Here is a 13,468-nt window from a genome sequence, read left to right on the forward strand (position 1 = left end):
GTGTGCGGTCCTTTCTAGAAGTAGGTGACGTTGCCGATGGTTTGCTGGGCACCGAACGGCTGGCCGAATGCATCGCCGAACACGTTGTCTTCGTAGGCAGCGCCGGTGCCGGCAGCCGCAGCATCAGTGGCAACGGTCTGCCAGGTCTGGGCCTCGGCGAGGACGGTGGTCAGTGCTGCCAGTTCGTCGTGGGACAGCGACGTGTCGTCGGTACGAAACAGTGGTGTCATGGTGTCTCTCCTTAAACGGTCGGGGTCGCGGTCGGGTACGTGCCGTCGGCGTTGAGACGGGCATCGGGGTTGAGCAGGAGTGTGATCTCGTCGGCGTGGTCGTCGATACCGGCGAAGCGGCGGTTCTCCACCTGGGTGAAGAGGTCGGCGCGGCCGATCATTCCGGCTTCGAGTCGGCTTGCGCCCTGGGCGAGGCGTTCGGTTGCGCGCTCACGCCAGGCGGCGGCGTCGCGGCCGTCGCGTGTCAGTGCGGCTTCGAACACACCCGGGTGGCCCAGCACGACGAGCGCGCCGACGTGGCCGAAACCGAGCGAGGTCAGCGCCGCGGCCTTCACGTTGCCGGCACCGAGGGCGAGCGGGGAGCGCAGCCACACCAGGTTGGTTGCCTTCGGCTCGATGAGCGGGTCGACGCAGTCCAGCGAGGCGTTCGGCGGGAGGTCGCCGGTTGCCAGGACATCGAGAAGTCCGCCGGTCTGCAGCAGTGCCGCACCTGCCTTGGAGTGGCCGGTGAGGGTCTTTTGCGAGATGACGTACATCGGCGCGTCCGGGTCGCGGCCAACGGCCGGCCACAGCACCGAGTGCAGTTCGGACTCGTTCGGGTCGTTGGCGTTGGTGGAGGTGTCGTGCTTGGACAGGACGGTGACGTCGTCAGGGGTCAGCCCCAGCGAGGACAGGGAGCGGGCCAGACGCGAGTCGGTTCCGCCGCAGGCTGCAGCGAGCACGCCGAGGCCTGGTGCCGGGATGGAGGTGTGCGCGCCGTCGCCGAAGCTGGAGGCGTACGCGACCACTGCCAGCACCGGCAGGCCGAGTTCGGCAGCGAGGGTGCCGCGGGCGAGCAGGACCGTGCCGCCGCCTTCGGCTTCGAGGAAGCCACCGCGTCGGCGGTCGTTGGCGCGCGAGATAAAGCGGCCGTCGATCCCTTGTGCCGTCATCTTGGCGGTTTCGGCGGTGGCGTTCATGTCGCCGAAGCCCTGGAGGGATTCGACCTGGACGTCGTCGATACCGCCGGCGACTACGAAGTCAGCCTTGCCCAGCGCGATCTTGTCCACCGCTTCTTCGATGCTGACGGCGGCGGTGGCGCAGGCGCCGACCGGGTGGATCATGGAGCCGTAGCCGCCGACCAGTGCCTGCATGGTGTGGGCGGCCACCACGTTGGGCAGTGCTTCCTGCAGGATGTCGGTCTGGCGTTCCTCGCCGATGAAGCGGGAGACGAACACCTTGTGCAGCGATTCCATGCCGCCAATACCGGTGCCTTGGGTGGTGGCGATGAAGGACGGGTGGACCTTCTGCATGAGCTCCGCCGGGGTGAAGCCGGCGTTGATGAACGCGTCGACGGCGGTGACCAGGTTCCAGGCGGCCATGCGGTCCATGCCGTCGGCCATCTGTGCGGGGATGCCCCACTTGGTCGGGTCGAAGCCGTCCGGCATCTGGCCAGCGACGGTGCGCGTCAGGGTGGCCTTCTTCGGCACGTGTGCCAGGGCACCGGCGTGGCGGGTCACGCTCCATTCGCCGTCGATCTGGCGGATGGTGGTCTTCTCACCATCGGCCTCGACGTATGCGAGGGCTTCCTCTTCCGTGGCCACGGTGAACGTGATGTCGCGGTCGAGGTAGACCTGCTCGAGGTCGATGGAGCCTTGGTCGGTGAGGAAGTACTTGTCCGTCAGGGTGCGGATACCGCTGCGTGCGATGACATCGTCGCGGAAGCGCTCGTAGATGTCCTCCTCGGCGACCTCTGCGCCGTCTTCGTCGTACCAGGCCGGGTTCGGATCCTCGGACCAGGTGATCAGGCCCATCATCCACGCCAGTTCGAGGACACCGGCTGCGGTGAGGTCGACCTCGCCGGTGCGGGTGATGCCGTATTCGGCTTCGCGGCGGGTGCGGCCGGAGCCCCAGCTGGATACCTCGCCGATGCCGACGACAACCACCATGTCATCAAGTGCGCAGGTCACATCGCCCACAGCCGCAGGTGCGGGCTGGCGTGGGGTGGCGACGTTCGGCAGTGCGCGCACCGTGGCGCCATTGCTTGTCGACGACTCCGTGCCCGCCACATCAACACGTGCATTACGCGCCAGATCGGCGATGGACACGCCTGCGTCCTCGAGCCCACCTGTGAGGTCGAGATCCAGCGGGGACTGCTTCGCCTGCTCGCGGGATTCCTCGGTGACCAGACTAAGTAGCTGCGTGGAGATCTCCTCCGGGCTCCACACGTGGATACCCGCAGCCTGTGCTGCCGGAACGAGCCCGTCGTTGCCGCCCATCAGGTGCGTGCCGGCAACCCAACCGATGCGGGCCTGCGCCAGAGTCACGCCCTCTGGCCAGCCGGTTTCCGCGGACCACTTGTTTACGATCGCGTCGAAGGCGGCCTTGACTTCGCCGTAGGCGCCGTCGCCACCGAAGGTGCCGCGGTTCGGCGAGCCCGGCAGGACGATGTGTGCGCGCTCGGCAGGGAAGTGATCGCCGCGCTGCGCCAGGTCGGACAGGCCGGCGATGGTGCGCTCCACCGACCACAGCAGCAGGCGGGCCTGCGTTTCGGCGTTGCCGCCGACCTCTGCAAGCGAGCCGGATACCGGCGGCGCTGCGAACGGGAAAGCAAGCGTCGGCGTGAGTGCCGGTTTGATGGTCTTGACGTCCTTGCCAACGGTTTCCTTCTGCTCGGAGCCGATCCACTCGATGAGCGCATCGATGTCGCGGTAGGACGACAGGTTCGTCGGCACCAGCCACAGGCGCGCACCCGCGGAGGCGTGCTCGGCGAAAAGCGTGCGGGCGAATTCCTTACGCGCCTGGCTGACGTTGGATGCCGTCATGATGACCGTCGCACCGCCTGCGAGCAGGCCCTCCACCACAGCGGTGGCGATGGAACCCGGCGCGGCACCGGTGACCAGGGCGACGTCGTTTGCGTACGGCTCGTTCGCTGCGGCGTTGGCGGCAGCGGCGATCTCGCCGAGTACGTTGCGACGATCACCCTCCACGCGCTTGGCGTACCACTCGGCCTGCTTGGCCACGGTGGAACCGGTGCCAGCGAAGCGCTGTGGTGCGAGGTCGATTTCGCCGAGGGCGACGCGGGCGAGGTCTTCGCGGGCTTGGGCCCAGCGGTCGTCGAAGAGCACGGCCTTGCGCTCGTCGAAGACCGGGGTGACCTGCTTGACCCAGCCGGAGCCGAGTTCTGCCTCGATCGTTTCCACGATCGTGGTGTCCGGTGCGGGGATCTCGGCGACCTCGTCTTCGATGCCGAGCTTGTTCAGCAGCGTGCGGGCGGTAGCCACCAGGGTGTCGGTGACTTCGTCCTTGTAGGCGTCGAGCGCGGCCGAGTCCACCACGCCGCCGCCGGATGCGCCGCCGCTGGTGGCCTGGGAGACTGCAACGCCGTAGCGTGCTGCGACGTTTTGTACCGCCTGGTCGATCAGTGCGGTGATCTCCGCCTTGGTTGTGGCCGACGGCAGGCTGTTTAGCGAGCCGCCGCGCACCGATTCCTCGGTGCGGCTGCCCAGCAGAATCTCGGCTTCGACGTGCGCGGTCCAGGTTGCTGGCAGGCCCCACGCGGCTGCGAGGTGCTCGCCGACAAACGCCGGCTTCAGGCCCGCGCCACCGAAGAGTTGGCGCAGGCGGGTGCCCACGGCCTCGCTCAAGACAGCGCCGAACGGGGTGTAGCCAGGCGCGGCGGTGTTCACGCGCGTGTTTAGCGTGGCCACGTCGGCTTCCGCTGCGCCGTCGATGGCGGGCACGCCGAGTTCGGCGGACATGTCCATGAGCAGCTGGTTGCGTCGCGACGACACCCCACCGGTGAGCTCCTCAATAGTGTCCGAATCGTTGATCTGCTCGGGGCGGATCTTGTTCTGCAGCGCGAACAGGACGGTGATCGCATCGGCCGCGGTGAAGGGAAGGTCGGACGCGGGTGCGCCGGATGCAGCAGGTGCAGCCGGTGCAGCCGGTACTGGCTCTGCCGGTGCGGCGGGGGCCGCGGGTGCAGCCTCGGCGGCCGGTTGCGGGGCGGATTCTGGGGCCGGTTCGGCGTCTGTTTCGGCCGGGGTGTCGTCGACAAGCACAGGCTCCGGCGCGGACACCACGTCGTTGAGCATGACAATGTCCTGGCTTGCCTCAACGTTGAAGACCGGCACGTGGATGCCAATGACATCCATCTCGCGCTTAGCCAGGTTGGTCAGCGTCGGCGAGGACGCAAGGCCGACCTCGATGACCTGGTCGACGCGACCAAGCAGGTAGTCCTGCGTTTCAATCCAGCGCACAGGCGAGGCGAACTGCCACGCCAGCAACTCGATAAGCAACGTGCGTGCGAGCGTGTTGCGTTCGGTGTTCTCCGGCGTCATGCCCTTGAGGCGCTCGGAGGGGACCTCGTCGGTGACGGCGTCGATGAACTGCTGCGTCAGCGCGAACGGCTTAGCCACCAGGTTCGGGATGTAGCGATCCACCAGCGTGTCCACGTCGATGATCGCCGGCATGTGCTCGTCGAGCTTCTCGGCGAAGTCCGCCACACCCTCGCGCAGCACGCGCGAGTGGAACGGAACGTCCACGCCCGGAACCGTGACGTAGGCGCGCGGCGTGACCGAGTTGGCCTTGCGCTCCAGAGCAGCAAGGCCGCGCTTCGTGCCCGCGACGGAGTACTGCTGACCCTTGATGTTGTAGTTGACAATCTCCAAGAACTCGCCGGAATCCTGCGCAACACCAGCGACGTAGGCCTCGACCTCTTCCGGGCCGACACCGATCATGTTCGGGCGCAGCGCACCCATGCCGTAGTCGGAGTTACCCTCCGCATCGCGCGGCACCAGGGAGCCCATGGCGGAGCCGCGCGAGTACACGATGTCGATGACCGCTTCCAGATCAAAGATGTTGCCCAGCGCGGCAAGCGCGGTGTATTCACCAAGCGAGTGGCCCGCAAAGTACGCGCCGGAGGCCAACGCGTTGGCCTCGTTCAGGCGCTGGGTCTGGGCGTAGGCGACAACCGCCATGGCCACCTGGGTGAACTGGGTCAGGTGTAGCACGCCGTCCGGGTGCTTGAACTCCACACCGCGGATCACCAAGCGCGACGGGTTGTCTTCCACAATGCACTGGATGGAAAACCCGTGGGTCTCGCGCGTGTGGCGGTCTGCGCGGCGCCACACCTCGCGCGCCGCAGCGGAAGTCGCACGGTCGCCGTTGCCCATGCCCTGGGTCTGAATGCCCTGGCCGGGGTAGACGTAGGCGGTGCGTGGCTGGGCCAGAAGCGCCTGACCACGGGAGACAACGTCACCCGCGATGCGGCAGGTCACCTCAAGGGCCTGCTGGATGCCGACGCGGCCGACACGCTCGACGGTGATCTCTACCTCGTCATCAAGCTGCACCATGCCGTACATGGAGTAGGTCCAGCCGATGACCTGGCCGTGGCCGGCAGCGAGGTGCTGCGCGGTGGCAGACAGCCACATGCCGTGCACCAGCGGTGCATCCAGGTTGACCAGGGCGGCAGCGTTGGCGGAGGTGTGGATCGGGTTGTAGTCGCCGGAGACCAGCGCGAACGGGGTCATGTCCGACGGTGCGCGGACCACGGTGCGGTCCACGAACGAACGTGGGGTCGGCTCCACCTGATCGCTTGCCGCGCCGCCGCCGTACGCCGGCGCCGGGACTGGCGTCGCGGTGCCGGTGGCGCGACCACGGATGGCAAAGCGCTGCATCTGGGTTGCCACAACCTCGTCGCCAGAGCGCAGCTCCAACTCGACGGTGACAATGCGGCCAGAGGTGGACTCGGCAATAGAAGTGCACTTGGAGGTCACGTCGATGCGCCTGCCATCGGCAAGCTCGGACAGCGGGACACGCAGGTCAATGACGTGATCCAGGTGGACCGCGTTGAGCAGACCCTCGATGACCGGCGTGCCATCAGCCAGCCTGCCGGAGCCCAGCGCGGCGTAGATCGCCGGCCAGCAGGGGCCAACCAGCACGTCCGGCGTACCAACCACAGCGTTGTCGGCCACAGCGCCACCCGTAACTGCGGAGTGCGACGCCAGCAGGGAAGCAGGCAGCGTAAACGACGAGCGCGCCACACCAAACGGTGCGTCCTCGGTCGGTTCCTCGATCTGCGGAATCTCAGTAATCGTGTCGCCGGCCTCGCTGACCGAACCGACACCCGCCAGGCCAGACAGCAGCTCGAAGACGCTGTCGGAAAGACGATCGCCGTCCACAACCGGGGAGGCACCCGTGCCTGCGCCGGCAGGGATCTCGACCGGGATGTTCACCTCACGTACGTAGAACGGGCGCTTATCTTCCGGCAGGTGATCCCATGCGGAATCAGCGTGGATCCGGATCGTCCACTCACACTCACCAGCCGCGTTGGTGGTTGCCTCCACGTCGAAGGCGTCCTCGTCCAGCGCGTATGCCGGGTTTGCCATCAGGTGGCCGTGCCACACCAAGGTTGGGCAGGAGCGCAGGTACGCGGCCTCGTCGGCGGCGTCGCTGCGTCGAGCGAAGCGGGATTCGGCGGTGACGCCGTCGTCGATAAGCATCTGCGTCGCGGCATCCTCGAAGCGTGCCAGCAACTGCGCAACCGGCTCGTTCTTGCGCGTAATGCCAGCAACCGCAACCGGGCCAGGGATGATGCGCACCTGGTCAGCGGTGTAGCGCTCATCCTGTGCCTGCCACAAGGTGTCCTTGCCGAACCAGGACTTCAGATCCGCATCAAGTGCCGGCACCCACGGCATCGGCTTCGGGTAGGCGTAGTGCAGGCCGATCCACCACGCCGCATCGCGCGGGGAAACCACAACCTCGCGTGCCTGCGGGTAGTGCTGCAGCAAGGTCTGAAGACCATCGCGCGGGGAGATCTCGACATCGTCGGGGAAGAGGGTCGGGATCTCGCCGTGGTCGGCCTCGTTCAGGCGTGCCTCGATGCGCTGCAGCAACGCGACAAAGCGCGCGTTCCAGGTCTGGTCGATGAACGGATCGGCGAGCTCGACGAAGCGCTCGACCCACTCGGCGTACGTCATCGTCTCCACGTCGCCGAAGTAAGGCTTCGCCGTCTTCGACAGCGCCTCGATGATCTCTTCGCGGTGCGCTGGGTACTCCTCAATATCCAACGAGGCGATAAACCGCGCCGCCTTGGCAAAGGAGTTGTCCAGGTCGTGCAAGTCTGCCAGCAGGTGCGATTGCGACGACGCCACACCGGCCACGCCGCGACCGCGGCCGACCCAACCGCCGTTGTTCTCCGGGGGCAGGCCCGGCGTATCCACGAGCAGCTGCTTGACCGAATCCGTGGCCTTCGCCTCCTTCGTGGCCATAGCCACGGTGCCGACGAACACACCATCCACCGGCATCGCAGGCAGCCCGAACTTCTCGGACCAACGGCCCGTGATCAGTTCCGCGGCACGCTCCGGCGAGTACACGCCACCGCCGACGGTGAGCACCGCGTTGTCGTGCGCACGAATCTCCGGGTAGGTCTCCAGCAGCATGTCTTCCAGGTCAACCCAGGAGTGGTGGCCGCCAGCGTGGCCGTCTTCCACCATCAAGATGACCTGGTCGTCCGGGTTCGCTGCCGCGATGGCAAGCGCGTTGCGGATCTGCTGCGTCGTACCAGGCTTGAGCGCAATGTAGGGGAAGCCATCCTGGTGCAGCTGCGCGAACAGTTCCGTAGCTTCTTCAACTTCCGGGATGCCTGCGGAGATGCACACGCCGTTAAACGGGGCACCGGCCGCGCGGGCCTTTGGCACCATGCGCGTTTGGCCGAACTGCAGGTTCCACAGGAAGCGGTCGAAGAACATGGTGTTGAACTGTGCGGTGCGACCGGGCTGCAAAAACGCCTTGAGGTTGGCGGTGTGCTTGCCAAACTCCTCCTCGGAGTACATGCCGCCACCGGCAAGTTCTGCCCAGTAGCCGGCGTTGGCAGCAGCGGCGACGATCTCGCCGTCTGCGGACGTCGGCGTCATGCCACCCAGGATGATTGGGGACAGGCCAGTCAGCGACGAGAACTTCGTCTGCGTGTACGTCTTGCCGTCCGGCAGCGCAATCACTCGCGGCGCGTAGTCCGAATAGTCCACGCCCTGCGGCAGCTCAGCACCCGGGCGTGCGAGGTCGTCGCGTTTCGCGGCAGTGGACGCATCGAGCACAGCGACGCCGGAACCGTTGGCCAGGTTGGTCACAATGGTTTCCGTCGCCGAATCAAACGTGAAAATGTGGCTCGCACCCTGGGCAATCAGGTCGCGCACGACTTCGGTGAAGTCGAATCGGTCCACCAAAATTGACTGCGCCAGTTCACGCGGGGTGGTGGTTTCAAACGTGATCCCGCACGCGTCCGCCCACTGCTGCGCCAGATCCACACCAGGGGCGTTGGTCTCCACATGGAAGGGGTACGCAACATCAAGCGAATCGAACACCGGCGTGATTTCGGAGCCGCCGTACTCCACTTCCAACTTGGCGTTGTATCTGCTCGCAGCCGCTTCGATGTCCTTGCGTGCCTGCGCGAGCGCCTCCGGGCTGCCGGACAGCACCACGTGGCGGTGCCCATTGATCACGCTGATCGGAGCAGCTTGCGTATCGACGACAAACTCACCGACCTGCTCAGGCGTTAAGCCCCGAACCGAAAGCATCCGGCTGCGCGAGTCGGCGGCACCGTACACGTTGGTCGCGGCGGCACCCATGATGAACGCGAACGCAAGCGCCTTCTCCGCAGCCTGCGGGCCGTTGGCGCGATCCAGTGCGGCAGCGCCCAGGATGCCCTGCGAGTGACCGGCGAACAGTGCGTCGGCGGTGTCCAGGCCGAGCTGCTCGAGGTCTTCAGCAGCAACAATCTGCGATAGCAAAATCGCCGGCGCGCTGACTGCGGGCAGGGCGTCGATTGCCTCGTGCGCAGCATCTGCATCCATCGCCTCGCGGATACGCTGCACAACCCCCGGCACCACAGAGGCCAACGGGCGGGCGACGGCGGCGGTGAGAGACTGGGCGTCGTTAAGCAATTGCTCCATGCGGCTGCGTGCCACAGGAGTCGCAGCAGCATCAGCGAGTGCCTGCTGCCAGGAAGAACCCTGCCCCGGGAACAGGATTGCGGGACGCTTCAGGGAAGAAAAAGAGGTGGAATTCATAACAGTGTCCTTATGGTCCTTTGTGGTCCTTGAATCGGAGCGGGATTAGAGCGGGATATTGCCGTGCTTGCGCATCGGACGCGCCACGGTCTTGTCACGGAAGAAACGCAGTTGCGCTGCGAGAACCGCAGGGGTTTCGCTTGGGAGGATGACCGAATCGATCAGACCGCGCTCAGCGGCCTTGTACGGGTTGAGCATCTCGTCTTCGTAGTCGCGCTCGTACTTCGCAATCAGTTCGCGGAGCTCCTCGTCGCTCACACCGGAGTCGCGGGCGTTAGCAATGTCTTTGCGGTTGATAAAGCCGACTGCGCCAGACGCACCCATCACCGCGATCTGCGCGGTCGGCCACGCCAAGTTCACATCGGCGCCGAGGCCCTTCGAGCCCATCACGCAGTACGCGCCGCCGTACGCCTTTCGCATGGTCACGGTCACCTTCGGCACGGTTGCCTCGCCGTAGGCGTACAGCAGCTTCGCGCCGCGGCGCAGAATGCCGCTGTGCTCCTGGTTCGCGCCGGGCAAGAAGCCGGGAACGTCCACCAGCATGACAATTGGGATGTTGAAGCTGTCGCAGGTGCGGATGAAGCGCGCGGCCTTTTCCGCCGAGTCAATGTCCAAGCAACCTGCGAGCACCATGGGCTGATTAGCGACGAAGCCCACCGGCTGGTCCTCAATCCGACCAAACGCAGTGACGACGTTTTCAGCGCGCTGCTCCATGACCTCCAGGAACTCGCCGTCGTCCGCGATATGCGCAATCACGTCGCGGACCTCATAAGGGGTGTTCGGCGAGTCTGGGATCAGTGAATCCAGCGCGGCAGCATCGGTGGCGTCTGCCTCTGCATCGGTTGGGGTTGCCGGGCGCGGCGCCGACTTCTGGCGGTTGTTCGACGGCAAGTACTCGAGCAAGTCAGCCACCCAGTCGAGCGCATCCTCGTCGGATTCCGCAACGTAGTGGCAGTTGCCGCCCTGCTGCATGTGGATCCAGGCGCCGCCGAGCTCCTCCTGCGAGATCTCCTCACCCGTGACCGTCTTGATCACATCCGGGCCGGTGACGAACATCTTCGAGGTCTCATCCACCATGACCACAAAGTCGGTCAGTGCGGGGGAGTAGGCGTTACCGCCGGCGCAAGCGCCCATGATCACGGAGATCTGCGGGACCACGCCGGAGGCTTCGATGTTGTGCAGGAAGGTCCGCGCGATCCAGTCCAGCGATACCGCGCCGTCCTGGATGCGGGCGCCTGCACCTTCATAGAGGCCGATCAGTGGACGACCGGTGGTGACGGCAAGGCGCTGAATCTTGGTCATCTTCTCGCCGTAGACCTCACCCAACGCGCCACCGAAGACGGTGCCGTCCTGGGAAAAGATGCAGACCTCGCGTCCGTCGATCGTGCCGAATCCGGTGACAATGCCATCCGTTGCCGGCCGCTTCGCCTGCATCCCGAAGTCATGGGTGCGGTGGCGGGCGTGCTGGTCGAACTCCACAAACGAGCCCTCGTCCAGGAGGTAGTCCAAGCGCTCACGTGCGGTCAGTCTGCCTGCTGCGCGGACCTTCTCCAGTGGTTTTGATCCCATCGGCTCGGCCGCTTCGGTGCGTCGTTGCACGAGGTCATCGTGTTTTTGGGCTGTGGTCGCCGGTGCCGGGATTGGCGCCGGAACCGCTGCCTTTTCAGTCTGATGTACACCTGTAAACGTATTTGGCATGCTGGCATTCTAAACCTACGAATCCGTAAGTTACTAGTCGGTAGGTAAATTCCCAGCCACACAGCAGGTTCTATTACGAACGCCAACCCCCGATGGACATTCAAGAAACTAGGCTTTGACCATGCATATCGGCATCGACCTCGTGGACGTTTCCTCGTTCGCCCAACAAATGGAATTCCCAGGTTCTACCTTCGGTTCTGTGTTCACCGACCGCGAGATACGCACGTGCAACACGAAACCGAATCGTGCTGCATCGCTCGCCGGACGCTGGGCGGTAAAGGAGGCTTACATCAAAGCCTGGTCCCAAACGATCATCGGCCAGCCCCCGCTTATCACCCCGGACGAGCTCAACTTCGCCGAGATAGAAGTAGTAAACGACGCATTCGGGCGACCTGTGGTCCAGTTGCACGGTGAGGTCGCACGGTTAGGCCCCCACGTCCAAAGCGTCTCCCTGAGCCACGACGGCGACTATGCGATTGCCACCGTGATCGTGGACTAGGGGCGCTTGGCCGGAAGGCTTACCGCCACGCCTGGGCGGCACGGACGAAGCCGGCTGCAAGGGTGCGGCCGGTGTGGGTGAGGTGGTCGTCGTGAAGCGAAAGCTCCTGGGTGACGGCGGCAGCGTCATAACCGCTGCGCGCGGCCCACTGACCTGCAACATCGGGGGAGCATTCGGGGTGGAACTGCACCGAGACGATGGAACCGAGACGCATCGCCTGGATGGGGCAGCGGGCACTCGAGGCGAGCAGTTGCGCGCCGGGCGGGAGCGACACCACTGCATCGTGGTGGGATTCGACCACAACCAATTCGGGATCGAGGGCGCCGAAAAGAGGATCGGCAAGACCAGCTTCGGTCAGCGACACTCGTGCGGCGCCCTCTTCGTCCTGACTGGCTAAGCCGACGGAAACTTCGCCCCCGAAGCAGTCGGCGATGATCTGGTGGCCAAGGCAGATACCCAGAACCGGCATGCCTGACGAATGAGCTGCGCGAAGGAGGTCGTGGACGGCGGGCAGCCAAGGTGCGGCCTCGGTGTCCAGGGCGTTGGTGCGACCGCCGAGGAGGATGAGGGCGGAGGTGGTGTCGTCGATACGCGGTGGCGTTTGGTTGAGATCGACGACATCGAGCTCAGCGCCGGCGCGTTCGAGCCATGGACCGAGGCGCTGGAGCGGGCTGATCGGGTCGGGCTGGAGAACAGTGATGCGCATGGTCAGAGGTCAAAAGAAGCGACGCGACGCATTTCATCAGTGACACGGATCTTGCCTTTGCCCTCGCGCTCTCTCTTGAGGATCAGCTTTGCAAAAGCAATCTGGCCACGGGGCGGACGTTCTCCCTTAACATCCTGAGCTGTCTCAGGGCGGTTACTCACAGTCATCGCTGCTCCTTTCGTGGGCTTCATCGTAGCGAGTAAACAACCCCCGGTTCCCTCGAATGCGCATCGGGTTAATATGTGGTGCATGCAACGCGTGCTTTCCGGAATCCAGCCCACCGCCGACTCTTACCACCTGGGAAACTACCTGGGTGCCCTGAAACAGTGGATTGACCTGCAGGACGGCTACGAGGCGTTCTACTTCATCCCGGATCTGCACGCGATCACGGTGGACCAGGACCCGGAAGAGCTGCGTCACCGCACGCTTGCAGGCTGTGCGCAGTTGATTGCGCTGGGTATTGACCCGGAGCGCTCCACCCTGTTCGTGCAGTCGCACGTACCGGAGCACGCCGAGCTGACCTGGGTGCTGCAGTGCCTGACCGGTTTTGGTGAGGCCAGCCGCATGACGCAGTTCAAGGACAAGTCGGCCAAGCAGGGCCAGGACCGCACGTCGGTGGGTCTGTTTACCTACCCGGTGCTGATGGCTGCGGATATTTTGCTGTACTCGCCGCAGTTGGTACCGGTGGGTGAGGACCAGCGTCAGCATTTGGAGCTCACGCGCACGCTCGCGGAGCGGTTCAACTCCCGCTACGGCAAGACGTTCACGGTGCCGGAGGGCATGATCGTCGAGGGTGCGGCGAAGATCTACGACCTGCAGGATCCGACGTCGAAGATGTCCAAGTCCGGCGCGAACCCGAAGGGCATTGTGAATCTTCTGGACGAGCCGAAGACTTCCGCCAAGCGCATCCGCTCCGCCGTGACCGACAACGATGGCGTGATTGCCTACGACAAGGAAAACAAGCCGGGCGTGTCCAATCTGCTGGTGATTCAGTCGGCGCTGACAGGCAAGCCTATCGACGACATCGTCGCCGGCTACGAAGGCCAAGGCTACGGCGCGCTGAAGGTGGATACGGCGGATGCGCTCGAGGCGTTCACCACGCCGCTGCGCGCGCGTTACGACGAACTCATGTCGGATCGTGCCGAACTCGAAGCCATCCTCGCCCGCGGTGCCGAGCGCGCCCGCGAGGTGGCATCGCCGCTGCTGAAGGACGTGTACGAGAAGGTTGGGTTCTTAGCGCCGAAGCGCTAAGGGCTAGCGGCGGAGCCAGGTCCGTTTCCGGCGT

7 protein-coding genes are annotated in these 13,468 nt (G+C 65.1%); 2 read left to right on the forward strand and 5 right to left on the reverse strand.

The window, feature by feature from the left end; translation table 11 throughout:
* Window positions 1-14 precede the first annotated feature (14 nt).
* Genes HMPREF3145_RS08595 through HMPREF3145_RS08605 form a run of 3 tightly spaced genes read right to left on the reverse strand, consistent with a single transcriptional unit; the run spans window position 15 to window position 10,978 of the window.
* On the reverse strand, window positions 15-230 hold the full coding sequence (locus HMPREF3145_RS08595) for a hypothetical protein (RefSeq protein ID WP_070422818.1): 216 nt from the start codon (window positions 228-230) through the stop codon (window positions 15-17).
* Between the two features lie 11 nt (window positions 231-241).
* A complete protein-coding gene (locus HMPREF3145_RS08600; RefSeq protein ID WP_070422819.1) occupies window positions 242-9,280 on the reverse strand; it encodes a type I polyketide synthase in 9,039 nt (3,012 codons plus the stop codon).
* A gap of 45 nt (window positions 9,281-9,325) precedes the next feature.
* Entirely contained in the window at window positions 9,326-10,978 is a 1,653-nt protein-coding gene (locus HMPREF3145_RS08605) for an acyl-CoA carboxylase subunit beta (RefSeq protein WP_083279473.1), read from the reverse strand.
* Between the two features lie 121 nt (window positions 10,979-11,099).
* On the opposite strand from HMPREF3145_RS08605, the gene HMPREF3145_RS08610 reads away from it, so the two are divergent.
* Window positions 11,100-11,477 carry a holo-ACP synthase AcpS gene (locus tag HMPREF3145_RS08610; RefSeq protein WP_070422877.1) on the forward strand — a complete coding sequence of 126 codons (378 nt, stop codon included), beginning with the start codon at window positions 11,100-11,102 and terminating at the stop codon, window positions 11,475-11,477.
* 19 nt (window positions 11,478-11,496) lie between these two features.
* On the opposite strand, the gene HMPREF3145_RS08615 is transcribed toward HMPREF3145_RS08610, so the two are convergent.
* Together HMPREF3145_RS08615 and HMPREF3145_RS11705 are read right to left on the reverse strand one after the other, a co-directional pair.
* Complete coding sequence (locus tag HMPREF3145_RS08615) at window positions 11,497-12,183, reverse strand: type 1 glutamine amidotransferase (RefSeq protein WP_070422820.1); 687 nt, start codon at window positions 12,181-12,183, stop codon at window positions 11,497-11,499.
* 2 nt (window positions 12,184-12,185) lie between these two features.
* Window positions 12,186-12,350, reverse strand: coding sequence for an RNA helicase (locus tag HMPREF3145_RS11705; RefSeq protein WP_101732482.1), 165 nt, complete (start codon window positions 12,348-12,350; stop codon window positions 12,186-12,188).
* A gap of 73 nt (window positions 12,351-12,423) precedes the next feature.
* Between HMPREF3145_RS11705 and trpS the strand changes: the two genes are divergently transcribed.
* Complete coding sequence (trpS, locus tag HMPREF3145_RS08620; RefSeq protein WP_070422821.1) at window positions 12,424-13,434, forward strand: tryptophan--tRNA ligase; 1,011 nt, start codon at window positions 12,424-12,426, stop codon at window positions 13,432-13,434.
* Window positions 13,435-13,468 lie beyond the last annotated feature (34 nt).

The sequence above is a fragment of the Corynebacterium sp. HMSC05C01 genome, assembly GCF_001807155.1.
Taxonomy (GTDB): domain Bacteria; phylum Actinomycetota; class Actinomycetes; order Mycobacteriales; family Mycobacteriaceae; genus Corynebacterium; species Corynebacterium coyleae.